Annotated in this window: 22 protein-coding genes; 12 read left to right on the top strand and 10 right to left on the bottom strand. The window is 70.0% G+C overall.

Features of this window, described 5'->3' with window-relative positions; translation table 11 throughout:
- The first annotated feature begins 17 nt into the window (after positions 1–17).
- The 3 genes from MCHLDSM_RS22805 to MCHLDSM_RS22795 are packed head-to-tail and all read left to right on the top strand — an operon-like array spanning position 18 to position 4,293.
- A complete protein-coding gene (locus tag MCHLDSM_RS22805; protein WP_048472143.1) occupies positions 18–2,258 on the top strand; it encodes a propanediol/glycerol family dehydratase large subunit in 2,241 nt (746 codons plus the stop codon).
- On the top strand, positions 2,255–2,596 hold the full coding sequence (locus MCHLDSM_RS22800) for a diol dehydratase small subunit (RefSeq protein WP_048472142.1): 342 nt from the start codon (positions 2,255–2,257) through the stop codon (positions 2,594–2,596). Before MCHLDSM_RS22805 ends, MCHLDSM_RS22800 begins: the two co-directional genes overlap by 4 nt.
- Positions 2,593–4,293 (top strand): diol dehydratase reactivase ATPase-like domain-containing protein, encoded by a 1,701-nt coding sequence (locus tag MCHLDSM_RS22795; RefSeq protein WP_048472141.1) that lies wholly within the window; start codon positions 2,593–2,595, stop codon positions 4,291–4,293. Before MCHLDSM_RS22800 ends, MCHLDSM_RS22795 begins: the two co-directional genes overlap by 4 nt.
- Here the strand turns inward: MCHLDSM_RS22795 and MCHLDSM_RS22790 are convergent.
- From MCHLDSM_RS22790 to MCHLDSM_RS22770, 5 genes are all read right to left on the bottom strand, one after another.
- Positions 4,274–4,921, bottom strand: a complete 648-nt coding sequence (locus MCHLDSM_RS22790) for an MBL fold metallo-hydrolase (RefSeq protein WP_048472140.1) — start codon at positions 4,919–4,921, stop codon at positions 4,274–4,276. The two genes, MCHLDSM_RS22795 and MCHLDSM_RS22790, sit on opposite strands and share 20 nt — an antisense overlap.
- A 116-nt stretch (positions 4,922–5,037) precedes the next feature.
- The gene (locus tag MCHLDSM_RS22785; RefSeq protein ID WP_048472139.1) at positions 5,038–5,910 is read right to left on the bottom strand and encodes an LLM class F420-dependent oxidoreductase; all 873 of its coding nucleotides are present in this window, start codon (positions 5,908–5,910) and stop codon (positions 5,038–5,040) included.
- Positions 5,911–5,989: 79 nt separating this feature from the next.
- Complete coding sequence (locus MCHLDSM_RS22780) at positions 5,990–8,350, bottom strand: arylsulfatase (protein WP_048472876.1); 2,361 nt, start codon at positions 8,348–8,350, stop codon at positions 5,990–5,992.
- Positions 8,351–8,396: 46 nt separating this feature from the next.
- Positions 8,397–9,467 (bottom strand): ATP-dependent DNA ligase, encoded by a 1,071-nt coding sequence (locus tag MCHLDSM_RS22775; protein WP_048472138.1) that lies wholly within the window; start codon positions 9,465–9,467, stop codon positions 8,397–8,399.
- A gap of 27 nt (positions 9,468–9,494) precedes the next feature.
- Entirely contained in the window at positions 9,495–11,024 is a 1,530-nt protein-coding gene (locus tag MCHLDSM_RS22770) for an amino acid permease (RefSeq protein WP_048472137.1), read from the bottom strand.
- Between the two features lie 123 nt (positions 11,025–11,147).
- On the opposite strand from MCHLDSM_RS22770, the gene MCHLDSM_RS22765 reads away from it, so the two are divergent.
- The 5 genes from MCHLDSM_RS22765 to MCHLDSM_RS22745 are packed head-to-tail and all read left to right on the top strand — an operon-like array spanning position 11,148 to position 16,148.
- Positions 11,148–12,185: a putative nucleotidyltransferase substrate binding domain-containing protein gene (locus MCHLDSM_RS22765; RefSeq protein ID WP_048472875.1), complete on the top strand. Its 1,038-nt coding sequence runs from the start codon at positions 11,148–11,150 to the stop codon at positions 12,183–12,185.
- Positions 12,186–12,191: 6 nt separating this feature from the next.
- Positions 12,192–12,971: a Fic/DOC family protein gene (locus tag MCHLDSM_RS22760; RefSeq protein ID WP_048472136.1), complete on the top strand. Its 780-nt coding sequence runs from the start codon at positions 12,192–12,194 to the stop codon at positions 12,969–12,971.
- A 45-nt stretch (positions 12,972–13,016) separates the two neighbouring features.
- Entirely contained in the window at positions 13,017–14,666 is a 1,650-nt protein-coding gene (locus MCHLDSM_RS22755) for an acyl-CoA synthetase (RefSeq protein ID WP_048472135.1), read from the top strand.
- 25 nt (positions 14,667–14,691) lie between these two features.
- On the top strand, positions 14,692–15,027 hold the full coding sequence (locus MCHLDSM_RS22750) for a hypothetical protein (RefSeq protein WP_048472874.1): 336 nt from the start codon (positions 14,692–14,694) through the stop codon (positions 15,025–15,027).
- Positions 15,028–15,074: 47 nt separating this feature from the next.
- A complete protein-coding gene (locus MCHLDSM_RS22745) occupies positions 15,075–16,148 on the top strand; it encodes an acyltransferase family protein (protein ID WP_048472134.1) in 1,074 nt (357 codons plus the stop codon).
- Positions 16,149–16,150: 2 nt separating this feature from the next.
- Here the strand turns inward: MCHLDSM_RS22745 and MCHLDSM_RS22740 are convergent, their stop codons facing one another.
- Positions 16,151–17,554, bottom strand: coding sequence for an FAD-dependent oxidoreductase (locus tag MCHLDSM_RS22740; protein ID WP_048472133.1), 1,404 nt, complete (start codon positions 17,552–17,554; stop codon positions 16,151–16,153).
- A gap of 137 nt (positions 17,555–17,691) precedes the next feature.
- Here MCHLDSM_RS22740 and MCHLDSM_RS22735 point away from each other — a divergent pair, with 137 nt between their 5' ends.
- The 4 genes from MCHLDSM_RS22735 to MCHLDSM_RS22720 all read left to right on the top strand — a co-directional run bounded on the left by MCHLDSM_RS22735 (position 17,692) and on the right by MCHLDSM_RS22720 (position 21,293).
- A complete protein-coding gene (locus MCHLDSM_RS22735; protein ID WP_048472132.1) occupies positions 17,692–18,732 on the top strand; it encodes an ATP-dependent DNA ligase in 1,041 nt (346 codons plus the stop codon).
- A gap of 1 nt (position 18,733) precedes the next feature.
- Positions 18,734–19,783, top strand: coding sequence for a non-homologous end-joining DNA ligase (gene ligD / locus MCHLDSM_RS22730; protein WP_048472131.1), 1,050 nt, complete (start codon positions 18,734–18,736; stop codon positions 19,781–19,783).
- 257 nt (positions 19,784–20,040) lie between these two features.
- Positions 20,041–20,544 carry a hypothetical protein gene (locus tag MCHLDSM_RS22725; protein ID WP_048472130.1) on the top strand — a complete coding sequence of 168 codons (504 nt, stop codon included), beginning with the start codon at positions 20,041–20,043 and terminating at the stop codon, positions 20,542–20,544.
- Positions 20,541–21,293 (top strand): thioesterase II family protein, encoded by a 753-nt coding sequence (locus tag MCHLDSM_RS22720; protein ID WP_048472129.1) that lies wholly within the window; start codon positions 20,541–20,543, stop codon positions 21,291–21,293. Before MCHLDSM_RS22725 ends, MCHLDSM_RS22720 begins: the two co-directional genes overlap by 4 nt.
- Here MCHLDSM_RS22720 and MCHLDSM_RS22715 read toward each other — a convergent pair.
- From MCHLDSM_RS22715 to MCHLDSM_RS22700, 4 genes are read right to left on the bottom strand one after another with little or no spacing between them, the layout of a single operon-like run.
- The gene (locus MCHLDSM_RS22715) at positions 21,250–22,149 is read right to left on the bottom strand and encodes a DMT family transporter (RefSeq protein WP_048472128.1); all 900 of its coding nucleotides are present in this window, start codon (positions 22,147–22,149) and stop codon (positions 21,250–21,252) included. The genes MCHLDSM_RS22720 and MCHLDSM_RS22715 overlap by 44 nt on opposite strands.
- A 55-nt stretch (positions 22,150–22,204) precedes the next feature.
- Positions 22,205–23,275 (bottom strand): NAD(P)H-dependent amine dehydrogenase family protein, encoded by a 1,071-nt coding sequence (locus tag MCHLDSM_RS22710; RefSeq protein WP_048472127.1) that lies wholly within the window; start codon positions 23,273–23,275, stop codon positions 22,205–22,207.
- A gap of 15 nt (positions 23,276–23,290) precedes the next feature.
- Positions 23,291–24,304 (bottom strand): S1C family serine protease, encoded by a 1,014-nt coding sequence (locus MCHLDSM_RS22705; protein ID WP_048472126.1) that lies wholly within the window; start codon positions 24,302–24,304, stop codon positions 23,291–23,293.
- 53 nt (positions 24,305–24,357) lie between these two features.
- Complete coding sequence (locus tag MCHLDSM_RS22700) at positions 24,358–25,128, bottom strand: lipid uptake coordinator LucA (RefSeq protein WP_048472125.1); 771 nt, start codon at positions 25,126–25,128, stop codon at positions 24,358–24,360.
- Positions 25,129–25,151: the final 23 nt, after the last annotated feature.

The following is a 25,151-nucleotide window of genomic DNA, read 5'->3' as shown; positions in this document are numbered from 1 at the left end:
GCGAACAGGAGGCCTTCGTGGCAGACGAGCTGGGCCGATTCCGGGTACTGAACTCGAAGCCGGTCAACCTCGACGGGTTCAGCGTCCCGGACGCCCGGCTCGGTCTGGTCGCGATGAGCAGCCCCCAGGACCCCTTGCCCTCGCTGGTGACGCGCGGGGGCGAGGTCGTCGAGCTCGACGGCAAAGGCGCCGGCGAGTTCGACGTGATCGACGAGTTCATCGCCCGCTACGGCATCGATCTCGCGGTCGCCGAGGAGGCGATGGCCCTCGACGACGTGACGCTGGCACGGATGGCGGTCGACATCAACGTCCCGCGGGCGGAGGTGGTGCGGCTGATCGGCGGCACCACCCCCGCCAAGCTGGCCCGGGTGATCGCCCTGATGTCGCCGGTCGAGATGCAGATGGCGATGGCCAAGATGCGCGCCCGCCGGACCCCGAGCAACCAGGCCCACGTCACCAACCAGCTCGACGACCCGCTGCTGATCGCCGCCGACGCGGCCAGCGCCGTCGCCTACGGGTTCCGCGAGGTCGAGACGACGGTGCCGGTCCTCGGCGACGCCCCGTCGAACGCGGTCGCACTGCTGATCGGCTCGCAGGTCGGCACCCCGGGCGCGATGGCGCAGTGCTCGATCGAGGAGGCCCTGGAGTTGCGCCTGGGTCTGCGCGGGCTGACCAGCTACGCCGAGACCATCTCGATCTACGGCACCGAGCAGGTGTTCGTCGACGGCGACGACACCCCGTTCAGCAAGGCGATTCTCACCTCGGCGTACGCGTCACGGGGACTGAAGATGCGGGTCACCAGCGGCGGCGGGGCCGAGGTGTTGATGGGCGCCGCGGAGCAGTGCTCGATCCTGTATCTGGAGTCGCGGTGTGTGTCGCTGGCCCGGGCGCTCGGATCGCAGGGGGTGCAGAACGGCGGCATCGACGGCGTCGGTGTGGTCGCGTCGGTGCCCGAAGGCATGAAGGAACTGCTCGCCGAGAACCTGATGGTGATGATGCGCGACCTGGAGTCGTGCGCGGGCAACGACAACCTGATCTCCGAATCGGACATCCGCCGCAGCGCCCACACCCTGCCCGTGCTGCTGGCCGGTGCCGACTTCATCTTCTCGGGCTTCGGGTCGATCCCGCGCTACGACAACGCCTTCGCGCTGTCGAACTTCAACTCCGACGACATGGACGACTTCCTGGTCCTGCAGCGCGACTGGGGCGCCGACGGCGGCCTGCGCACCGTCTCCCCGGACCATCTCGAGGCGGTGCGCCGCCGCGCCGCCAAGGCGGTTCAGGCGGTGTACCGCGACCTCGGCCTGGCCGACTACGACGACGCGCGAGTGGAGCAGGTGGTGGCGGCCAACGGTTCCCGCGACCTGCCTCCGGGCCACCCCAAGATGGTGACCGAGGCCGCGGCGTCCATCGAGGCCAAGCAGTTGACGGTGTTCGACGTCATCGCCTCGCTGCACCGCACCGGCTTCACCGACGAGGCCGAGGCGATCACCACCCTGACCCGGGAACGGCTCAAGGGTGACCAGTTGCAGACCTCGGCCATCTTCGACGAGCAGTTCCAGGTGCTGTCCAAGCTCACCGACCCCAACGACTACAGCGGTCCGGCAACGGGTTACGCGCTGACCGACGCCCGGCGAACCGAGATCGACGGGATCCGGCAGGCGCGCAGCAGCGCCGAGCTGACCGCCGACCAGGAGGAGCACCGCGGTCATCTCGTCGTGACCGACGTCGAACCGGCCCGGCAGGGAAGCGATCCCCGCGAGGTGTGCATCGGGCTGTCGCCGGCCTGGGGCCGCAGCGTGTGGCTGAGCCTGTGCGGGCTGACCATCGGCGAGGTGCTGCGGCAGATCTCGGCGGGCCTGGAGGAGGAGGGCTGTGTCGCGCGCACGGTGCGGGTGCGCTCCACGATCGATGTCGGCATGATCGGGCTGACCGCCGCGCGGCTGTCCGGCTCGGGCATCGGAATCGGGCTGCAGGGCAAGGGCACCGCGCTGATCCACCGCCGTGACCTGGCCCCGCTGGCGAACCTCGAGTTGTTCAGCGTGGCGCCGCTGCTCACCGCCGCGCAGTATCGCGAGCTGGGCAAGAACGCGGCCCGGCACGCCAAGGGGATGGCCCCGGTGCCGATCTTCACCGGAGGCACCGACGAGTCGATCTCCGCCCGGTACCACGCCCGCGCCGTCGCGCTGGTGGCCTTGGAACGGGCGGCGTGCGAACCCGGTGAAGCCCCGGTGACGGTGAAGGTGGAACTGCCATGACCGACATCACAGTGGACATCACCGTGGACAACGCCGTCGACGGCAAGCTGGGGCTGGCGGATCTGCGGATGGACCCGGCCGCGCTGGATCGGCAGGCCGCCGTCGCTGAACGGGGCGGCAACCCGCAGCTCGCCGAGAACTTCCGGCGCGCAGCCGAACTCGCGACGATCGACGACGAAGAGGTGATGGCGCTCTACGAGGCGCTGCGTCCCCACCGGTCGACCGCCGCCGAGCTCGAGGTGCTGCGCACCTCGCTGATCGACCGCGGTGCACCGCGCTGCGCGGCCCTGGTGGAGCAGGCCGCCGCCGCCTACGCCCGCCGCGGCCTGCTGCGTTGATCCGCACGGTCGCCGGCATCGACGTCGGCAACCACACCACCGAGATCCTGCTGGCGCGGGTGGACGGCGGCGGCGTCAGCACCGTCGCGCACGGGCAGGCGCCCACCCGGGGCCGTAAGGGCAGCCCGGAGTCGCTGCACGGCGCGGCCGCTCTGCTGCACAGGATCGAGGTCGACGCCGGCCTGCGCGCCGACGAGTTGTTGTTGTCGGCGCTGCGGCCCGTGGACACCGCGACCGCGCCGATTCCGCCGGCCTACTCTCCGTCGTCCCCGGTGCGCAGCCTGCGCCGCCCGGATGCGAGCACGCCGGCCGGTGCCGGTCACGGGGTCGGGCGCCACGTGCGTCTGACCGATCTGGCGGCCTCTGCGACCGGGGAGCCCGTGGTCGTGTCCGTCGACGCGGTCACCGACTTCGAGGTGGCGGCCCGGGAGATCGGCGCGGCGGTCGACCGGGGTTGGCGGATCGTCGGCGTGGTCGCGGCGCAGGACGATGCGGTGTTGATCCGCAACCGGATTCCGATCGACGTGCCGGTGGTCGACGAGGCCGACGTCGAGGGTCTGGCGCCGGGTGCGCTGATCGCGGTGGAAGTGGTCGAGGAGGGCCGCGCGTACCGGGCGATGGCCGATCCGATCGCGCTGTCCGCGGCGCTGGGCCTGCCTGTCGAGAGCCTGCACGAGGTCGCCGACTTCTGTCGGGAACTGGCCGATTCGGCGGCCATCGCGGTGACGCCCCGCACCGACGCGTCCGCCCCGCCCGATGCCGACGGCGATCACGTCGACATCCGCGCCGACGGCCGGACGGTGCGGTACACGCCCGCCCAGGCGCACGCGGTGCTGCGCCGCTCGGCGCCCGGCATCGTCGAACACGTTCGGCTGCAGTCGGTTCCGACCGCGGCGCAGGGCCTGGCCGTGCACGACGCGTTCTTCACGAACCTGGCGGCCATCGACAGCGGCGCGTGGCTGCGGCGCGGCGTCGCGGACGCGCAGGGCACCGTCGTCGCGTTGCTGGCCGCCGAGGAGGCTGCCGACGCGGCGGACACGCTGAGCGAGTTGACGGGGCGGCCGGCCCGCACGCTGAGTTCGGAACCGCTGGCCGCGGCGTGGGGTGCCCGCACCACGCCGGGCTTCCCGCCCGGATCGATGGTGTGCGATATCGGCGGCGGCACCGTCGATCTCATCGGCGACGAGAAGACCGTCGTCGCGGCAGGGGCGGGGGAGTCGATCACCGTCGCGATCGCCCGCGTGCTCGGCATCCCCCAGGCGCTGGCCGAGACGGTGAAACGCACACCGGCGGTGCGGGTGGAGGGCCCGCACGTCGCGCACGAGGAGGACGGGCGGCGGGTGTTCCTGAACTCGCCGGCGGCGTCGGACGCGATCGGCCGACTGTGCACGCGCGGCAGTGCGGGCCTGGTGCCGTTCTCGAACAGGCTCGCCGCCGAGGAGTGGCGCAGCCTGCGGTTGGCGATCAAGCAGGAGACCGTCGCGGCGAACATCGCGCGGTGCCTGACCGCGTTCGACGATCCGCCGGATGCGTTGGTGCTGGCCGGCGGTGGCGCGCTGGACGACGAGTTGATGCGCACGGTCTCCGAGGCGCTGCGGCCGCTACGGGTGGTGGTCGGGCGCGCCGACATCGACGGCGTGCACGGGCCGCGGTTCGCGGTGGCGCGCGGGCTGGTCGCTATGTTCGCGCAGCAGTAGGAAGGCCCGCGATCGCGTGCGCGATGTGACCTCGCCAGTGTGCCGGTTCGATGCGGTGCACCGCGGAGTCACCCTGAAAAGCGCTGGAGATCAACACATCCGGGGAGAGCTCGGCGAGTGTCCGCAGGCTCTCGGCGATCTTCTCCGCATCGCTGGACGTGTGGAAGCTGTCGATGTAGCCGGCCCACCACCCGCCCTGTTCGGTGCGCACCAGAGTGTCGCCGGTGAACAGGTAGCGGCCCTCGGCGCCGGGCACCAGGTAGCAGACGCTGCCCGGGGAATGGCCCGGGGTCGGGATGATCTCGACGCCGTTGGTGTCGGTGTAGCGTCCCGTCACCGGTACGTCGACATGGGCGTGTCTGGTGATGTCGGCGAGATCCCCAGCAGGGGCGTGCAGGGTGGACTCGAAACGCTCGGCGATGCGCGCGAGCATGGGCCCGGCCTCGTCGCGATGGCTGAGGTAGTGGTGGGTGACGCCGCCGAGGCGGTCGAGTCCGTCGAAATCCGCCTCGCTGGCCGGGGAGTAGAACAGGATGTTCGCCGGCGTCCAGAGGTAGGCGTGGGTGGTCAGCCCCGGAAACGGTGAGTCGGTGCGGGTTTCGTAGAGATCGCTCAATACCTGTTTCATGCCTTCAGGCTGCAACCTCAACGATGCTTCAGGTCAAGAACCTCTCGCGAGCAGACGCAAAGTCCTGCGAATCTCGGCCAAATGGCGCGAGTTTGCGTCTGCTCGCGGGGCTCAGGTCAGAGGTCGGCGAGCTGGCGCACCGCCGGCGCCATGGCGTCGATCCACGCCGCCGGGGAGCCGTCGGTGGGCGTCACGATCACGGTGTCCACACCGAGGGCCGCGTAATCGGCCATCGCACGCACGAATTCGTCGCGAGTCTCCGGGGTCGGCCGCGGGTTGTTCGCCATGATGGTCTTGCGGATCGACCCGTAGTCGCGGCCGGCGTCGTCGCAGTGCCGGCGCAGCACCTCCAGCTTGTGCGCCACGTCGTCGGGTGAACTGGCGAACAGGTTGCACGCGTCGCCATAGCGGGCGACCAGGCGCAGCGTCTTGCGCTCCCCGCCGCCACCGATCATCACCTTCGGCTTGTTGATCGGCTGGGGTGAGCACAGCGTCTCCGCGAGCTGGTAGTGCCTGCCCTGGTACGCCCCGTTGTTCTGCGGGTCCCACATCTGGTCGCAGATCTGCAGAGCCTCCTCGAGGCGCTCGAACCGCTCGGCGATCGGCGGGAACGGGACCCCGAGTCCCTGGTGTTCCCGTTCGAACCAGGCGGCGCCGATGCCGAGGACGGCGCGCCCGCCCGACAGCACGTCGACCGTCGTCACGATCTTGGCGAGCAGGCCCGGATGCCGGTAGGTCACCCCGGTGACGAGCAGCCCCAGGCTGATCGTCGACGTGTGTGCGGCGAGGAAGCCCAGGGTCGTGTAGCCCTCCAGCATGTGTGCCTCGGCGGGCAGGCCGGTGGGCTCGATCTGGAAGAAGTGGTCCATGAACGACAGCCAGGTCGCCCCGGCCTCCTCCGCGGCAGCGCCGACGCGGGCCAGCTCAGGGGCGATCGCGGTGGTTCCGCCGTCGATGTCGAAGATCGGTACGTGTACTCCGAGGTCCATACTCGGCTACAAGACTGTGCCCGGCGTCACCATTCCCGTTTGGCGGCAACTCGGCGTCGACGCCGGGAACTGCCACCCGCTATTGCCGTGCCATCGCCACCCGCAGCGCCTCCTCCGGCGAGACGTGGTGGTTCTCGGCGACGGCGGCCTCGGCGATCGCGAGCTGCACGCCCTTGACCCGCCCCGTGAACGCGGTCTGGCCCGCGCGGTAGTCGGGGGAGACCGCCGACCCGGAATCGAGTCCGACGTCGCAGCCGTCGTCGGCGGAGAAGACCATCGCCAGTGTCGCCTCGACCTCGCCGGTGCCGACCTCGGCGCCGTCGACGTACAGCCGCACCGTGCCGCCGCCGCCCAGCCCCTCGCCGCGGTAGTCGAACTCCATCCGCACCTGATGATCTCCGGCCGGCAACGGACCCTCCGACTCGGCGAAGAAGTGCTTGATGCCGCCGAGGTTGTAGCAGTACTTCAGCTTGCCGTCGTGGGCGTAGAGACTCCATCCGCCGATGCTGGCGCCCTGGGCGATGATCACCCCCTGCGCCCCGGAATCGGGCACCTCGATCTCCGCGGTCACCGAGTGCGACTTGTTCTTCAAGTTCAGCACGCAGTTCTCCGAGAGATGCCCCATGCCGGCGAACAGCAGCTGGGTGTTGCCCCTGATCAGCACCGGACGCCCGGCCAGATCGGAGTTCATCCGGCTGGCGGTGTCGTCATCGAGCGGCAACACGTTGTAGCGGGTGGCCTCGATCAACCAGAGTCTCTGTAGCTCATGGAGTTTCTCCGGCATCTCTGCGGCCAGATTCCGCGCCTGGCTCCAGTCGGCGGTGGTGTCGTAGAGCTCCCAGACGTCGTCGTCGAACGCAGGCTTGTCCACCCCCACCAAGAGCCACGGCGTGCCGTGTTTCGTCACCGCCGTCCAGCCCTTGTGGTAGATCCCGCGGTTGCCCAGCATCTCGAAGTACTGGGTCTCGTGGCGATCCGCCGCCTCGGCGTCGTCGAACGAGTACATCATGCTCACCCCCTCGATGGGGTGCTGCTGTACACCGTTGACGAACAGCGGCTCGGGCAGTCCGGCGGCCTCCAGGATGGTCGGTGCCACATCGATCACATGGTGGAACTGCCAGCGCATCTCGCCCTTGGCACGAATCGCGTTGGGCCAGTGCACGATCGTGCCGTTGCGGGTGCCGCCCCAGTGGGAGGCCACCTGCTTGGTCCACTGATACGGCGTGTCCATCGCGTGCGCCCAGCCGACGGCGTAGTGGTTGTAGGAGTCGGGTCCGCCGAACTGGTCGATGCGGTCGGCCATGAACTGCGGGGTCTCGATCGCCGCCATGCCGTTGAAGTTGAGCATCTCGTTGTAGGTGCCGTTGATCGTGCCCTCGGCCGATGCGCCGTTGTCGCCGATGATGTAGTAGATCAGCGTGTCGTCGAGCACGCCGAGGCTCTGCAGGCCGTCGACGAGCAGGCCGACGTGATGGTCGGCGTACTCGAGGAAACCGGCGTAGACCTCCATCTGCCGGCGCAGCACCGGCTTGAGCTCGTCGGGCATGTCGTCCCAGGCCGGGATCTCGGCGTGCCGCACGGTCAGCTCACACTCCGGCGGGATCACCCCGAGTTCCTTCTGGCGCGCGAACGTCCTCTCCCGCAGGGCATCCCAACCATCGTCGAAGCGGCCGCGATACTTGTCGGCCCATTCCTTGGGGACGTGGTGCGGGGCGTGGGTCGCGCCCGGGGCGAAGTAGACGAAGAACGGCTTGTCCGCGGCGAGCGCCTTCTGCTGACCGATCCAGGCGAGTGCCTTGTCGGTCATGTCGGCCATGAAGTGATACCCCTCCTCCGGGGTGCCGGTCACCTCGATCGGATTGGTGCCCTCGAACAGCGTCGGATACCACTGGTTGGCCTCGCCGCCGATGAACCCGTAGAAGTACTCGAACCCGCCGCCGCCGGAGGGCCAGGCGTCGAACGGCCCCACCGGGCTGGTCTCCCACACCGGCACCTCGTGGCACTTGCCGAACTGTGCGGTGTTGTAGCCGTTGAGTTTCAGGGTGCGCGCGATCGGCGACATGGTGTTGGGCAGCACCGAGCAGTACCCGGGCGCACCGGTGGCGATCTCGGTGATCCCGCCCATGCCCGCCGAATGGTGGTTACGCCCGGTCAGCAGGGCCTGCCGAGTCGGGGAGCACAGCGCGGTGGTGTGAAAACGGTTGTAGCGCAGTCCGTTCGAGGCCAGCCGCTCCGCGACCGGGGTCGAGCACGGGCCACCGAATGTGCTGGACGCGCCGAAGCCGACGTCGTCGAGCAGGATCACCAGGACGTTCGGGGCGCCGTCGGGCGGGCGGATCGGCTGGATCGGCGGATAGCTGGTGTCGGGGTCTTTGGCGTCATAGGTGATCAGCCCCGTACGGGGCGGTGTCGGGATGGGGAGATGGGTCCGCTGGATCACGCTGTCCTCACTCGTGCCCGCCGGCGACTTCTTCACCGATCGTGCTTCACGCAGACCCTAAACCGGGAACGATGTCCGTGAGCCGGAAAGTGACGGGTCGGTCGAGTTGGTCATAGGTGCAGGAGCGCGGATCGCGGTCGGGTCGCCACCTGTTGAACTGCGCGGTGTGGCGGAATCGGGAGCCCTCCATGTGGTCGTAGCGCACCTCGACGACGCGCTCCGGGCGCAGCGGCACGAACGACAGGTCCTTACCGGCGTTCCACCGGGACCCGCCGCCGTAGCGGCGCACCACGTCCGGGTCCACGTGCGCCGCCCAGTTCCACGGGTGCTCGTCGAACGTCGTCACCAGCGGCTGCAGCTCGGTGAACAGCGCGCGCCGGCGCGCCATCGGGAACGCGCCGATGACGCCGACCGACGCCAGCGATCCGTCGGCGGCGTAGAGCCCCAGCAGCAGCGACCCGATCGCGTCCGGGCCCGACTTGTGCAGGCGGTACCCGGCGACGACGCAGTCCGCGGTGCGCTGATGCTTGATCTTGAACATCACCCGCTTGTCGGGCTGGTAGGGCAGCGTCGGCGGCTTGGCGACGACGCCGTCCAGACCCGCACCCTCGAACTCATCGAACCAGCGATGCGCGGTGGCCAGGTCGGTGGTCGCCGGGGTGACGTGGAACGTCGGCCCGCACCCGGCCAGCGCGTCGACGAGCGCGGCCCGCCGTTCGGCGAACGGCAGCGCCGTCAGGTCACGCTCACCCAGCGCCAGCAGATCGAACGCGATGAACGCCGCCGGGGTCTGCTCGGCCAGCATCCGCACCCGCGACGCGGCCGGATGCAGGCGCAGTTGCAGCGCCTCGAAGTCCAGGCCCGCGCCCGAAGCGATGACGATCTCGCCGTCGATGACGCAGCGCTGCGGCAGTTCGGCCCGGGCCGCGGCCGCGATCTCCGGGAAGTAACGCGTCATCGGCCGAACGTTCCGGCTGCCGAGCTCCACGTCGTCGCCGTCACGGAACAGGATCGACCGGAACCCGTCCCACTTCGGCTCGTACCAGGCATCCGGCGGGATCTCGGTGACCGACTTCGAGAGCATCGGCGACACCGGCGGCATCACGGGGAGTCTCATCGACTCCCATTCTGACCCGGGTGGGTGTCAGCCCTTCCGGCCGACGAGCGCGTCGACGGGGTCCGGGGCGCCGTCGCGGTCCTTGACCACCCGGTAGGCGACGTAGCCGACGACGAGCGTCAGCGCGACGAAGATGACCGCGAAGTACTGCAGGAACAGCGAGTCGCCGGCCGGGTTGTAGACCTCCTGACGCGGCCACCCGATGTTGATCACCAGCAGACCGCCCATCACGACGGCGATCAGGTTGACCGGGATTCCCCACCGGCCCAGGTCCATGATCGGCTTGCCGTAGGACAGGCTGGTCCCGCGCAGCCGGTGCACGAGCGCCGGCACGGTCACCATCAGGTAGGCCAGGTAGACGATCACCACCGACACGGACGCGATCGCGGCGAACACGCTCGACTGCCCGAGGTTGACCAGCAGCACCGCGATGGCCAGGGTGCTGACCGCGATGCCGGTGATGACGGGTGTGCCGGTGCGCTTGTTGACCCGCGCCAGGAACGAGCCGAACGGGAGGCGGTTGTCGCGGGCCATCGAGAACATCACCCGTGAGGCCGACGCCTGGATGGCCAGGGTGGCCGAGAAGATCGCGACCGCGACGAGGCCGAGCAGCGTCTTGCCGAGCCAGGTGTCGAGCTGGCTCTCGATCACCCACGCCATACCGCCGTGGGCCAGATCGTCGCCGAGCTCGGGGGCCGACATCAGGGCGGCGAGGATCATCAGGCCGCCGCCGAGGAACGACACGAGCAGCGCGTTGACGATCGCTTTCGGGGCGGTCTTGCGGGGGTTGCGGGTCTCCTCGCTGAGCTCGGCGGCGCTGTCGAAGCCGTACATCACGTAGGCGGCCATCAGCATCGAGGCCAGGAACGCGGGCAGGTAGCTCACGCCGGTGCCGTGGCCGCCGGTGTCGAGGACGGCCTGGGCCGGGCTGCGTTCGGCGGTCAGGAACATCGCGCCGATGATCAGCACGACGCCGATGATCTCCAGCGTCACGCCGGTGACGGTGATGCGGGCCATGAACCGCACGCCGGCGGCGCTGATGATCGTGCACAGCACGATCGTGACGGCGCCGAGGATGATGCCGTTGGTGGCGCCGTCGACCGACAGCGGGTCCATGTCCTGGCCGACGAGCTGGAAGCCCGACCAGATCGGCGGCAGCACCGTCTGCATGGCGATCGCCAGTGCGGCGATCGACACGATGTAGCCGACCAGCATGAACCAGCCGGCGAACCAGCCGACCGCATTGCCCGCGAGCCGCCGCGACCACTGGTAGATCGCGCCGGCCACCGGGAACTTGCCCGACAGTTCGGCGAACACCAGGCAGACGCAGAACTGGCAGACGAAGACGATCGGCCAGGTGAAGAAGAACGCGGGGCCGCCGAGCGCGAACCCCAGCGGGAAGAACGCGAACACCGTGGTCAGGATCGACACGAACGAGAATCCCGACGCGAACGCCGCGTACCCGCCGATGCCGCGGTGCAGCTCCTGGGTGTAGCCGAGTTCCTCCAGCGTGGAGGCGTCCTCCTGCGACGAGATGGCGGGATCGATGGCGGTCATACTGCGCTCCTGGTGTCGGACATTCCTGTCGTGCGACAGAAAAGTACAAACCGTTCGTGTGCTCGCCGTTTCCTCGATGTCACGACTGTGTGACCAGGCGCCGGTCGGGTGACAATCTCGGTCATGTCGTTGGTGCTGCCGTCCGGGCGCGATCTCGCCGAGACCGTCGCGGCGCTCGACGCCGCCGCCGACGAGGCCGACCTGCGCGCCGGGATGGAGCGGGCGGCCGCGACGGTCACCGGCGAGTCCCGCGCTCACGCGCCGGCGCTGGCGGCGGCGTGGTCGACGGTGCTGCGGCACGGCATGGCCGCCGGGGTTCGGCTGGCCGGACCCGCGGACTGGACATGGTTCGTGTCGGGCAGCGTGGCCCGGGGAGAGGCGGTGCCCGGGTCGGACGTGGAGACGATGATCGTGCTCGACGACGGGGTCGACGACGACGGGAAGGCCGCGCTGCTGTCCCGCGCCGCGGAGGTGCACGCCCTGGTGGAGGGGTGTGGCATCCACGGCGACGCGAACGGTGTGCTGGCCGGCCGGTCCCGGTTCTGCCGGCGGCGGGGCAGCTGGACCGAGGGGATCGAGCGCTGGGCGGCCGAGCCGCAGCAGGACCGCGGCGTCGTGATGACCGGGCTGATGGCCGACGCCGACGGCCTACCGGGTGCGTGCGCCGACGACTTCCTGCGCGCGGCCGCGGTGGCGGCCGCCGGGCGGCACTATCCGGTCCGGCAGGCGATGGTGCAGGACGCCACCGCGGTGCGGGCCACGGTGCCGTCCCGGTTGAAGCTGTTCGTCAGCGGCAGCGACGCCGTCGACGTCAAGCGCGCCGTGATCGACCCGGTGGTGAAGATCGCCCGCTGGGCGGCGCTGTCGACCGGCTCCGCCGCGCTGTCCACCCGGGAGCGGCTCGCCGCCGGCGAGGCCGGCGGTGTGCTGGACGCCGACGACGCCGCCACACTGCGCGACTGCCACCTGTGGTTGATGCGTTTCCGTTGGCGGACACACGTTTCCGCGTTCCTGGCCGGCCGGACCGCGGGGGACGTGATCTCCCTCGGTGAGCTGCCACCGCAGGACCGGGCCGCGCTGCGCAGCGTCGCGCGCGAGGTGTCCGGCGTGATGCGCAAGCTGTCGTACCTGTCGTCGATTTCGGCGTTCGGGGAGCGGTAGGCCGACGTGTCCGGCGATCCCGTACTTCACGCGGTGGCGACGACGGTCGCGGTGCACCGCATCGAGGGGTGGTGCCCCACCGACGATCACGTCGACGCGCTGGGCGCCGTGGCCCGCGGCGACCTGCCGTTCGCCGACTTCCTCGCGACCCACCGCGCCCGCCATCCGCCGCCGGCGCGGCACCGTCGCAGGATCCGGTTGCGCCGGCCCGCGCCGTATCTCGTTCCCGGAACGACGTTGTTGCGCAACGAGTTCGGCGTGACGACGACCGAAGCGCTGGCCGACCTGGAGTATGTGGCGTCGGCGGGCCGGATGGTCGGCTGGCTGTGCGCACCGACGGTCGGGACGCTCGACGCGAGAGCGATGCACCGCCATCTGTTCTCCGACACCTACGGATGGGCAGGCCAGTACCGCATCGTCGAATTGCGCCGCGGCCGGGACGTGTTCGGCTCGGTATCGTCGATCGAGGACAGGATGGCCGACGTGCACCGCACCGCGCGGCGACTGGTCGACGAGCGTGCCGACCACGACGCCCCCCGGCTCGCCTACGAGCTGGCCCGCTGGTACGCGGAGTACAACCAGATCCACCCCTTCCGCGAAGGCAACGGGCGCACCGGCGCGCTGATGCTGCTGGCGATCGCGTCGATGTGCGGCCGCCGGCTCGACCTGACCGGGATCACCCGGCAGGAGTGGTACGCGGCGGCGGCCGACAGCATGCCGGCGCGCCGAGAGGGCCGTGTGAGTTATCGGCCGTTCCTGTACCTGCTGAACCGCGCCGTGAGGTGACCGCAAAGGCGCATCATGACGTCACGACGATCGGAAAGGACACAGATGGCCGACGCACTCACCGACCTTCGCCGACGGATCGACCTCGCCGCCGAAAAGGCCAGGGCGCTCAAGCGTCTGCACGACACCGGGATCCTCGAGTTCAGCGGTGCCACGCTGGCGACGGCGAAGAACGCCGCGGTGTACGGCCCCCAGGCCACGATGGCGATCCAGGGCGGCCGCAAGTATCCGACGCTGCCGGCCATCGCCGACGAGCGAGGGACCCTGACCTACAAGCAGGTCGACGACCAGTCCACCGCTCTGGGCAGAGGGCTGAACCGGCTCGGCGTCCACGAGGGCTCGGTCGTGGGCATCCTGTGCCGCGACCACCGCGGCCTCATCATCGCGATGGCGGCCTGCGGCAAGATCGGTGCACGCCTGGTGTTGATGAACACCGGATTCGCCAAACCGCAGTTCGCGCAGGTGTGTGAACGCGAGCACGTGAAGGTGGTGTTGCACGACAGCGAGTTCCTCGGTCTGCTCGACGCGCTGCCCGCCGAGCTTCCGCGGGTGCTCACCTGGCTCGACGAGGGCACCGACCGGCCCGCGGGCATGCAGACGATCGACGACCTGATCGCGGCCAACTCCGCCGAACCACTGCCCGCGCCCGGCAAGCCCGGCGGCTTCGTGATCCTCACCAGTGGTACCACCGGGTTGCCCAAGGGCGCGCCGCGGGCCACGGTGTCTCCCTTCGCGACGGCCCAGGTGGTGGATCGGATCCCGTTCCCCCGCAAGGGAACCATGGTGATCGTCTCGCCGATCTTCCACAGCACCGGGCTGGCGACCTATCTGGTGGGAGCGGCGCTGGGAAACAAGGTCGTCACCGCACGCCGCTTCAGCCCCGAGGGCACCCTGGCGCTCATCGCCGACCATCGCGCCGACATGCTGGTCGCCGTCCCGACGATGCTGCACCGCATGGTCGAGCTGCCCGCCGAGACCATCGCCAAGTACGACACGTCGTCGCTGAAGGCGATCGTCATCGCGGGGTCGGCGCTGAGCCCGGAGCTGTGCACCCGGGCGCAGGACACCTTCGGCGACGTCCTCTACAACCTCTACGGCTCCACCGAATGTGCGGTGGCGACGGTGGCGACGCCGGAGGAGCTGCGCCGCGCGCCGGGCACCGCCGGACGATCGCCCGTGACGTGTGAGGTGGTGCTGTTCGACGAGAACGACCAGCGGGTGCACGGTGCGGGCAAGCGGGGCCGGATCTTCATCCGCAGCGGGTCGCCGTTCGAGGGGTACACCGACGGCCGGCACAAGCAGGTCATCGACGGCTACATGTCCAGCGGCGACATGGGCCACTTCGACGAGAACGGATTGTTGTTCGTCGACGGGCGCGACGACGACATGATCGTCTCCGGCGGCGAGAACGTCTTCCCGCAGGAAGTCGAGAACCTGCTCGTCGAGCACGAACACGTCTCCGACGTCGCGGTGGTGGGCGTCGACGACGTCGAGTTCGGAAAACGGTTGCGCGCCTTCATCGTTCCCCACCCCGGCACCTCGCCACAGGCCGAGGACATCAAGCAGTACGTGAAGGACAACCTCGCCCGCTACAAGGTGCCGCGCGACGTGGTGTTCGTCGAGGAGTTGCCGCGCAACGCCACCGGCAAGGTGCTGCGACGGATCCTGGTCGACATGGACGTGACGGCGCAGTAGCCGGGTGAGGGCGCATCATGGAGTGATGCCCACCCGATGCGTCCTCGTCGTCGCCTCCGTGGCTGCGGCTGCTCTCGCGTCGGCCGCCCCGGGTGCCGCCGAACCGGGCTCGGGCTCGGCCGCCGCGGTGATCGACGAGCTGAAGGGGCAGGGCTACGACGTCCAGATCAACTGGGTGAGCGGCGTGAGCAGCCGCCCGCTGGGGGAGTGCCAGGTGCTCGGCGTGCACAACCCGGATCTGAACGGACCGCCGCCGGAGACGTTCACGACCGTCTATGTCGACGTCTCCTGCCCCAACCACGACGACGACGTCTGGATCAACGGCGGCCTCGGGGGCGTCGGGATCGGCATCGGATTCTGACGCCGCTGGATCGACTGGTCGCTGCGACCCCCGACTCCCGCGACCGGGTGGTCGACGCCGCCCGCGCCGTCTGCATCGTGGTGGTGGTGCTCTGGCACTGGACGCTGTCGGTGACGCAGCGAACCGCCGACGGCACCCTGGTGATGCCCAACCCGGTGCACACGGTGCCGGGCAGCTGGCTCGCGACGTGGATCCTGCAGGTCATGCCGCTGTTCTTCGTGGTCGGTGGATACGCCAACCTGGCGGCGTGGGAACGCGCCCGGGCCACCGGCACCTCGGGCGTGCGGTTCGTCCGCGGCCGCCTGCGCCGGCTGCTCTGGCCGACCGCCGCGTGGGCGGCCGTCTGGCTCGCAGGTGAGGTGATCGCGGCCGCGCTGCCGGGTCCGCACCGCTGGATGTGGCAGTGGTTTCCCGGCTATCTCATGCCGCTGTGGTTCGTCGGCGTCTACGGCGTGCTGATCGCCCTGGTGCCGCTCACCGCGGCGCTGCACGTCCGCGCCGGCCCGACCGTGCTGGCGGTGTTGGTCGCACTCCTCGCCGGCGGCACGGTCCTGACGCGCGTCGCCGGCCTGGACGCGGCCGCCTGGCCGACCGCCGCGGTGGTGTGGCTGTTCTGCCACCAGCTCGGATACTGGTGGCGCAGCGCCGATCTCGGCCGCCGGCCGCTTCCGGTGCGGGCAGCGATCGCCGCGGTGGGCCTGGCCGGACTGCTGGTCCTGACGCTGGGTGCCGGCTTTCCGCGCTCGATGGTGGCCACCGTGGGCGCCGCCGAGTCGAACCTCCTCCCGACGAACGCCGCGATCGCGGCCCTGGCGGTGTTCCAGCTCGGGCTGCTGGTCCTCGTGGCGCCGGCAGCGAGAAAGCTGCTGGGCCGGCCCGTCCTGTGGAAGCCGGTGGTGGCGGTCAACGCGGTCGCGATGACCGTGTTCGTCTGGCACATGACCGCCTACCTGGTGGTGGTGTGGGTGTACGAGCGCGCGGGCTTCGCATTGCCGGTCGAGCCCACCGCGCAGTGGTGGGCGCAGCGCTGGCTGTGGCTGGTCGGCCCGCTTGCCGTGCTGGTGGTTCTCGTGGCCGTGTTCGGCCGGGTGGAGTCCGCCGCCCGACGACCTTTCCGGTGAACCTAGGGTGCCGTCGGCGTCAGGCTCGTCGGAGTCACCGGTCGCCTGTCCTGTCGCCCTCGCGTCCGGTTCACGCGGGCAACCCGTGACAGGAACCGCGGGTCGAGCAAGCGGGCGGGCGGATCGATGAGCCCTGTCACCTTGAAGAACTGCGTATTGACCGCGGCATCGGTTTCGGCGGCTCCGAGCACCCAGTCGGAGAGCCGGTTGGCGAACCGCATCGACGCCGTCCGCCGCCCCTGCACCTCGGGAAAGGCCAGGTCAGATGATGCCGCGAGCCTCCAGGCCACGCCGATGGGCTTCGCCGCAGAACGGAAGTAGCGCCGCGGCAGGTCGTCCGTGCCGCGCCGCACCGCATCCTGGAGAGCCAACGCCTCCAACGACGCGACCGACATGCCCTGTCCGTAGATCGGGTTGAAGCTGCACATCGCGTCGCCGCACACCACCAGCCCGTCCGGGAAGCTGCGCATCTTGTCGTAGCGTCGCCACTGACTGGACGGCAGACGGTGCCGCACCACAGGGCCCAGAGGTTCGCCGGCCCGCACGGCCGCCAGCAGGTGCGCGGGCGCGTAACCCCGGGCGAAGTCGGTCATGCCCGCCAGGTCGCGAGGCGGTTCCTGACCCGCCATGCCGAACACCGTGAAGATCCACTTGTCGTCTTCGTTGTGGACCAGGAACATGCCGGTCGGCCGACCGGCTGCGGGACCGATGAGGACCAGCATCTCGTTGAGGGTCCCCGGCGGGATCCGCAGAGGCTGACTGACATAGGTGGTGTGGACGACGATGTGGTCCTCCACCGGTCTCCCGTAACCCAGACTGTCCAACAGCGCCGGCGTATGTGCGCCCCGCCCCATCGCGTCGACAACGAGATTCGCCGCCAGGTGTCGATCGGTTCCGCGGTCGCGGTCGACGATGCGAACTCCGTTGATCCGCTTGCGGTCCGCGGTCGCGACGAGGTCGGCGACATCGTGTCCGCCGAGGACCGTCACGTTGTCGAGCCCCTGCACGCGCCGCCGCACATGACACTCGAGAAGGGGCCTGCTCGGCTGGTACATCGCAGCCGCCTTGAAATCGTCGACGGCTGCCTTGCCCGACCTCACCGTCAGGTGCCCGCCGAGGCAGATGTGCAACCGCGACAGGTCTCCGTCGTCCCACACCGGGGCACCGTCGGCAACCAGCTCATCGAGGATTCCGGGGAACATCTCATCGAGCGTCTGCGCGCCGCGCGCCAGCAGTGCGTGCGGCTGCCTGCCCTGCGGTACGCCGCGCCGATCCGCGGGCTCCTCGGACAGCGCGTCGCGTTCGACCACGGTGACGCTCCGGAAGTGGTCGGCGAGCGCTCGCGCCGCCAGCAGGCCGCTGATGCTCGCGCCGAGAACGACCGCATGTTCCCCTGAAATCAGCACTGTCGACCCCTCACGATGTCGTGCGTCTGCCGCCAGACTTGAAGTTATGAGGCCCAGTGGCGAGGTACATCAGTAGTGCGCTACTCAAATCCCTACGTGGGCGATGAGATTGTCTGGGTACTCGGGTCTGCGTGAGTATGGACGCCATGGACCTTCCCGTGCGGCCGCCGCTGGAGCCGATGCTGGCCAAGGCGCAGGCAACCGTGCCCTCCGACGCGGGGGTGTGGTCCTATGAGCCCAAGTGGGACGGGTTCCGGGCGTTGGTCTTCCGGGACGGTGACGACGTGGTGCTGCTGTCGCGCAGCGGCAAGGACCTGGCCCGCTACTTCCCCGAGGTCCTCGACGCCGTGCGCGACGAACTCGCGCCGCGCTGCGTGCTCGACGGCGAGATCGTCGTGCCCCGCGAGATCGGCGGCCGGGTGCGGCTGGACTGGGAGTCGCTCAGCCAGCGCATCCACCCCGCCGAATCGCGGGTCCGGCTGCTGTCCGAGCAGACCCCCGCGCACTTCATCGGCTTCGACGCGCTGGCCGTCGGCGACACCTCGCTGCTCAAGGAACCGTTCCGAACGCGGCGGAAGGCGCTGTCCGAGGCCGTCTTCGAGAAGCAGTGGTGTCACGTCACCCGCACCACCGAGGACGCCGACCTGGCCACCCGGTGGTTGCAGGAATTCGAGGGCGCCGGCCTCGATGGGGTGATCGCCAAGCGGCTCGGCGGCGCCTACCTGCCCGGCAAGCGGGACATGGTGAAGGTCAAACACGCCCGCGACGCCGACTGCGTCGCGATCGGGTACCGAATTCACAAGAGCGGCGAGGGAATCGGCTCGATCCTGCTCGGGCTGTACCGCGGCGACGGGGAGCTGCAGATGGTCGGCGGGGCCGCGTCCTTCACCGCGAAGGCGCGCCTGAGTCTGCTGGCCGACCTGAAGCCGCTGCGCATCGGCGACGACGTGCGCGACGGCGAACCGAGCCGCTGGAATTCTGCGGCCGACAAACGCTGGATCCCCGTCCGCCCGGAGCGGGTGTGCGAGGTCGCCTACGACCAGATGGAGGGCGACCGGTTCCGCCACGCGGTGAAGTTCCTCCGATGGCGGCCCGATCGTGACCCCGCCAGCTGCACCTTCGATCAACTCGACGTACCGATCACCTACGACCTCTACGACGTGCTGGAGAGTTCCTGACATGGCAACGCCCGCAACTGAACTCGACGTCGACGGGGTGAAGGTTCGGTTGACCAACCCCGACAAGCCGTACTTCCCGGAGCTGGGCAAGGACGGCACCAAGGGCAAGCTGGTCGAGTACTACCTGTCCGTGGCCGAACCGATGGTGACGCTGCTGCGGGACCGGCCGGTGCATCTGCAGCGCTTCCCCGACGGCATCACCGGCGAGGAGATCTACCAGAAGCGGGTGCCGCAGAAGCATCCCGACTACCTCGAGACCTGCACCGTCACCTTCCCGTCCGGACGCACGGCCGACGCGCTGAAGATCACCCATCCCTCGGCGATCGTGTGGGCGGCGCAGATGGGCACGGTGACGCTGCACCCGTGGCAGGTGCGCTGCCCGGACACCGAACATCCCGACGAGCTGCGCGTCGACCTGGACCCCCAGCCGGGCACCGGCTTCGCCGAGGCCCGCACGGTCGCCGTCGACGTGCTCAAGCCGCTGCTCGACGAGCTCGGCCTGGTCGGCTACCCGAAGACCTCCGGCGGGCGCGGCGTGCACGTGTTCCTGCGGATCGCCACCGACTGGGACTTCATCGCGGTGCGACGGGCCGGGATCGCGCTGGCCCGCGAGGTCGAACGGCGCGCACCCGATGCGGTGACGACGTCGTGGTGGAAGGAGGAGAGGGGGGAGCGGTTGTTCATCGACTACAACCAGAACGCGCGCGACCGCACGTTCGCCTCGCCCTACTCGGTGCGCAAGACGCCGATCGCCACCGTCTCGACCCCGTTGACATGGGAGGAACTGCGCACCGCGGATCCCGACGATTACACGATCCGCACTGTGCCCGAGTTCGTCGCCGGTCGGCCCGATCCGTGGGCCGGCATCGACGACACGGCCCAGTCGATCGAGGGCCTGCTGGAGATGGTCGCCGCCGACGAGGAGCGGGGCCTCGGGGACCTGCCGTACCCGCCGAGCTACCCGAAGATGCCGGGCGAGCCGCCGCGGGTGCAGCCGTCGAAGAAGGTCGCGGAGCACTGGGACGACGAGGGCAACCGGGTGGGGGACTGACCGTCCGCCCGAGAAGGTGAACTGCGTCTGTGCACACAGTAGATGCGACGGCGGCCAGTCTGATGCTGACTGCTTAACACCACAGTTGCACCAACTGCCGTCTGACGTGGAGTAGTGAACGCAACCAACTCTCTGTTCTCCATCGCTTCTACCGGACTACCCATCCCCTGGCCGACTAATCGGGTTGCGCGGTCACGATTCGATGCACGACGAGGGCGATCGCGTGGGACGCGGCGGTGACTCGCTACCCTGCCCAGGTGACCTTCCGCAAGCTGCTCGCCGCCCTGGCGATCGTCGGGGTGCTGGCCAGCGGCGTGGGCATCGCGTCACTGGTCCTGGTCTCCCGATCCGACCAGCAGGCCAGCGCGCCACGGCGCGAACCGCCGGCTCCGCCGCCGCCGTCGGTGCCGACGGTCAAGGAGTTCCTCATCGGGGTGACCGTCACCGCCCAGACCTGCGACCCGGCCGGCCCGTGCGTCTATACCTACACGATCGAGCCCAAATACGTTGGGCTGCATCCTTTCCCGGAGACACCCTTCACCGTGGAGTACGAGGTCACCGGTGGCAGCCAGCCGCAGCCGGGCAAGTTCACCGTCCAGGGCGAGAAGGCGGAGATCTACAAAGACGTCCAGATCGAGGGTCCGCCGGGTGCGCGGCTGTCGGCGAACGTGCTGCGCGTCGTCGAGGAGCCGCCGCCACCACCGCCACCGCCGGGCGCACCGCCACCACCGCCGCCTCCCGCGGAGCCGCCGCAACCATGACCGGTCCCCAGCGCAGCCCCTGGATCCGCAACTTCACCCCCGCGCCCACCGCGCGCCTGCGCCTGGTGTGCTTCCCGCATGCCGGCGGCTCGGCGAGCTACTACTTCCCGCTGTCGCGGGCGCTCTCGCCGGAATTCGACGTCTACGCCGTGCAGTACCCCGGGCGGCAGGACCGCTACAAGGAGCCGTTCGTCGAAACCATCGACGACCTGGCCGATCAGGTGCACGCCGAACTCGGCGCCGTCCCTGCCGGGCCGGTCGCCTTCTTCGGTCACAGCATGGGCGCGGTGCTGGCCTTCGAGGTGGCCCGCCGGATGGAGACCCGGACCGGCCGCACACCGGTGACCGTCTTCGCCTCCGGCGCACGCGCACCCAGCCGGTACGGCGACGAGCGCGACCACAAGGACGACCGTGAACTGGTCGACGTGATGCGCCAACTCGGCGGCACCGATCCGCGGGTGCTGGAGAACCGGGAGATGCTCGAGACGTTCCTGCCCGCGTTCCGCAACGACTACCGGGCGCTGCAGGCCTACCACCGCGGCACCGACGTCGGCATCTCCGCGCCGATCGTCGTGATGACCGCGACCGACGACCCGAAGACCACCGTGGCCGACGCCTCGGCCTGGCACGAGCACACGTCCGGCGGTGGCACCGTGCACACGTTCACCGGTGGCCACTTCTACCTGGAGAAGCAGCCCCAGGGCGTCATCGAGGTGATCGCGCAGACGCTGCGGGCGGTACCGGACTGACCGCGGGACCGCGCCGCGTCGCCAGCACCGACCCGGTCAGGATCAGCGCCAGCCCGGCGAGATTCCACGCCGTCAACGGCTCGCCCAGCACCAGCACCCCGGCCGCCAGCGCCACCGCCGGGTTGACGTAGGTGAACACCAGCGCCCGGGCGGCGCCCACCTCCCGGATCAGCGCGAAGAACACCAGGAACGCCGTCGCGGTGCAGATCACCGCGAGCGCCGCGATCGCGATCAGCACCCGTGGCGCCGGGACGGCCTCGGGCCACGTGGCCGCCGCCGGCGCGGCGTACACGAGCGCCGCGAGCGTCAGGCACGCCGCCGTCATCGGAAGCGCCGGGACGTCGGCCAGGTAGCGGGCGGCGACCAGCGGCGCGATCGCGTAACAGACCGACACCATCAGCACCTCGGTCACCGACCACGCACTGCCGCCGGTGAGTTCGGGGCCGGCCAGCGCCGCCACCCCGGCCAGCCCGACGCCGAGCCCCGCCAGCCGGACAGGGGTCAGCCGGTGCTCGCCGCCGGTGAGCCGGTCCAGCAGCGCCGCCACGATCGGCGACGCCGCGATCAGCAGCCCGGTCAGCGAGCTCGACAGGTGCCGCTCGGCATCGGAGAGCAGCAGCCAGGCCGCGATGATCTCGAAGAACGCGAACACGGCGACCGGTTTCCAGTGCGCGAGCACCGGTGCCCACGCCTGCCGGCGCAGCGTCAGCGGAAGGAGCACCAGAGCGCCGACCGCGGTCCGTGCGAGCACCAGCACCGGGACCGAAACCCCCTCCACCGCAACCTTGATGAGCAGGTAGGGGATGCCCCAGATGAGGCTCATCGCGGCGAACAGCACCCAGCCGCGCACGCTCATACCCCCCATGCCACCGCATCAGCGGCCGCCGACGCAACCGAATTGCGCCGGGCGCTCAGCCGGTGGGCACCACCCCGCGCGGCATCGGCAGCGGCAGATCGGTGTAGGTCGCGATGCCCGGCGCAGCCGCCACCACCGCAGGGATGGCATGGATGGGCGGCATCGCGGTCATGATGTGCCCGAGCACGAAGAAGTCCTCGATCGACGTGGCGCTCTCGATCATGTCCTGCGGCGGCAGGAAGCCGACGCTCATGGTGACCGTCGGCCGGCCGTCGATCGTGATCTTCCAGCCGTCACCGTCGAGCTTCCAGTCCGGGTCGAGCGTCTGCCCCTTCTTCCACCGGACGTTGATGTCGATGACCGTCCTGCCGTTCACCCTGCCCTGCCAGCTGGCGAACACGCCCGCGACATGGCCGGCGGGGATCGTCCACGAGGCCATCGGCAGGTCCTCGGTGGTCTGGGCGTACTCGGAGACACAGGTGATGTCGTCGAGTTCGATGCCGAGGGCGTCGGCGACCAGCGCGACGGCCTCGGCGAACACGGCCGTGCCGGTCGCGGCCATCGGCGGCAGATTCGGATCGTCGATCGCGGCGCCGAAGCCGACGGGACGTTCGGTGTCCGGAGAGTCGTAGAGCGTGGTGTCGGCGGATTCGGCGATCGTGATCTTGTCGATGCGGTCACATGCCGTGCCCGCCACGATCGCGAGCAGTTCGGCGAACCCGGGACTGACGCCCGACCCGAACAACGTGGCTCCGCCGCGTCGGCACGCCTCGGCCAGCCGGGCCCGTCCGTCGCCGAGATTGTGCCCGGTGATGAACGACGCGGACGCGACCACATTGATCCCCGCCTCGAGGATCCGCACGAGTTCGTCCACGTCGATCCACATCGGGTTGTAGACGACGACGTCGGGTTTCAGCGCCAGCAGCGCGTCGACGTCGTCGGTGGCGCTCACCCCGAGGGGTGCGATCCCGGCGAGGTCGCCGACATCGCGGCCCACCTTGTCGGCCGACCACGCGTAGCAGCCGACGAGTTCCAGCTGCGGATTCGCGGCGATCGCGGCGACGGCGCTCTTGCCGACGTTCCCGGTCGTCCACTGGACGACGCGGTGGGGAGCGGTGTTGTGCACTCGCTCAGCATAGGGCTACGGGCCGGGCGTGAGCACCGCTTTGCCGGTCCGGGTGGCGCCGCTGCGATCGATCCACGTCAGCTCGATGACGTCTCCGGCGTAGTGGCGATCCAGCACCGCCGGCAACGACTTCGACGAATCCAGCCGTACCCCGTCGACCGCGACGAGGAGATCGCCGTTGGCCAGTCCCGCCTGTTCAGCCGGGCCGCCGCGCAGCACCTCGTGGATGACCACGCCGGGCTCGTTCTGCGGCGCCGTCCGGATCCCGACCCCCAGCAGGACCGGCGGGCCGATGTGGACACTGTCGGACGCGGCGCCCGCGCGGATCTGGTTGGCGATCGCCATCGCATCATTGATCGGGATCGCGAAGCCCTTGCCGCCCGGACCCATCTTGAAGTTCACCGACGCCGCCGTGGTGATCCCGACGACCTGCCCGGCGCTGTTGACGACGGGCCCGCCGGAGTCGCCCGCGCGCACGGGCGCCGCGAACTCGATCAGTCCGGTGATCTCGTCGCTGGCGCCGGTGAGCGAGTCCTCCGCGGTGACGGTCTGATTGAACGCGGTGAACGTCCCCACCTCACGCGTCAACGGGCTGTCGGTGCCCGACGCGTTGCCCAGCGCGACCACCGGTTCACCGGGCACGAGGACGTTGGAGTCACCGATGTTGGCCGGAGGCAGCCCGCCCGCACCCTGCAGTTGGATCACCGCGACGTCGCGTTTGCGGTCGTAGCCGACGAGGACGGCCGGATAGGGGCGGCCGTTGACGGTCCCCGTGATGCGGTCGGCGCCCTGGACGACGTGGAAGTTGGTCACCACCTGGCCGGCCGGGTCGATGACGAACCCCGTCCCGGCCCCGAGGACGCCCTGGTAGTCCACCTGGGTGTCGATCCGCACGACGGACGGCTCCACCTGCCCGGAGGCGGCCAGCAGATCAGTGGGAGCCGCGTGCGCAGGCGCCACCGGCGCGACCAGCGCGAGCATCGCGGCCAGTGCGACCAGGAGAAGCCGAAGCGGGAGTAACGGGCCCATAACCATCAATAGTGGCCGTGCGAAGGGCTGCTGTCGAACGAGATGGCGGTAGCTCAGTCCTCGACCGCGACGCCGCCGCGGGTGCGTCTGCGGCGGCTCAGCAGCGTTCCCTTGCCGGTCGGGCGCCTGTTCTGCAGCTTGCCACCGGCGTCGGAATCGGGCTCCGCATCGTCCTCGGAGTCGTCCTCGGTGTCGTCTTCGGTGTCCGCCTCGGCCGTCGGCGTCACGGTCTCGTCGGCCTGGGTGGTCTCATCCGCCCCGGTGGTCTCGTCGACCTCGGTGGTCGCGGCCGACTCGGTGGTCTCCGTCTCCTCGGCAGCGGTCTCGTCGTCGTCGGCGGCTTTCCGGCCGCGCCGGCGCGACGTGCGCTTCTTGACCTTGAGCGGCTTGGGCGGCGGGGGCGGCAGTTCGGCCACGAACGCCAGGTAGAACGCCAGGATTCCGAGCAGCGCGATCGCCGCGGCAGCGCCGTAGATGCCGAACAGCCATGGCCCGACGCTGTCGAGCGACAGCCAGATCTCGGCGATCGCGGCGCCGATGATCAGCGCACCGGCGAGCGCATGGAGCGCGATCGACGTGGTCCGCAGCCGCAGCGCCAGCCGGGGCACGCCGAATTCGGGTCGGCGGGTGCGCAGCAGCGTGAACACCACCGGCAGCGCGGCGAGCCCGATCAGCGCGCCGGTGACGATGCGCACCACCGTGCCCAGCGTGTGCGAGGTGTCGCCCAGCAGCTCGGGGGTGCGGGGGAGGACGAAAAAGAAGTAGAGAACACCGGCGGCGACGGAGAACGACGCGTGCCAAACCACCGCGACGGTGCGGCCCATACTCCTCCTCGATTCTGTGCCCG

The organism is Mycolicibacterium chlorophenolicum (assembly GCF_001044235.1).
Taxonomy (GTDB): Bacteria; Actinomycetota; Actinomycetes; order Mycobacteriales; family Mycobacteriaceae; genus Mycobacterium; species Mycobacterium chlorophenolicum.
This window is presented reverse-complemented; position numbering and strand designations above follow the sequence as displayed.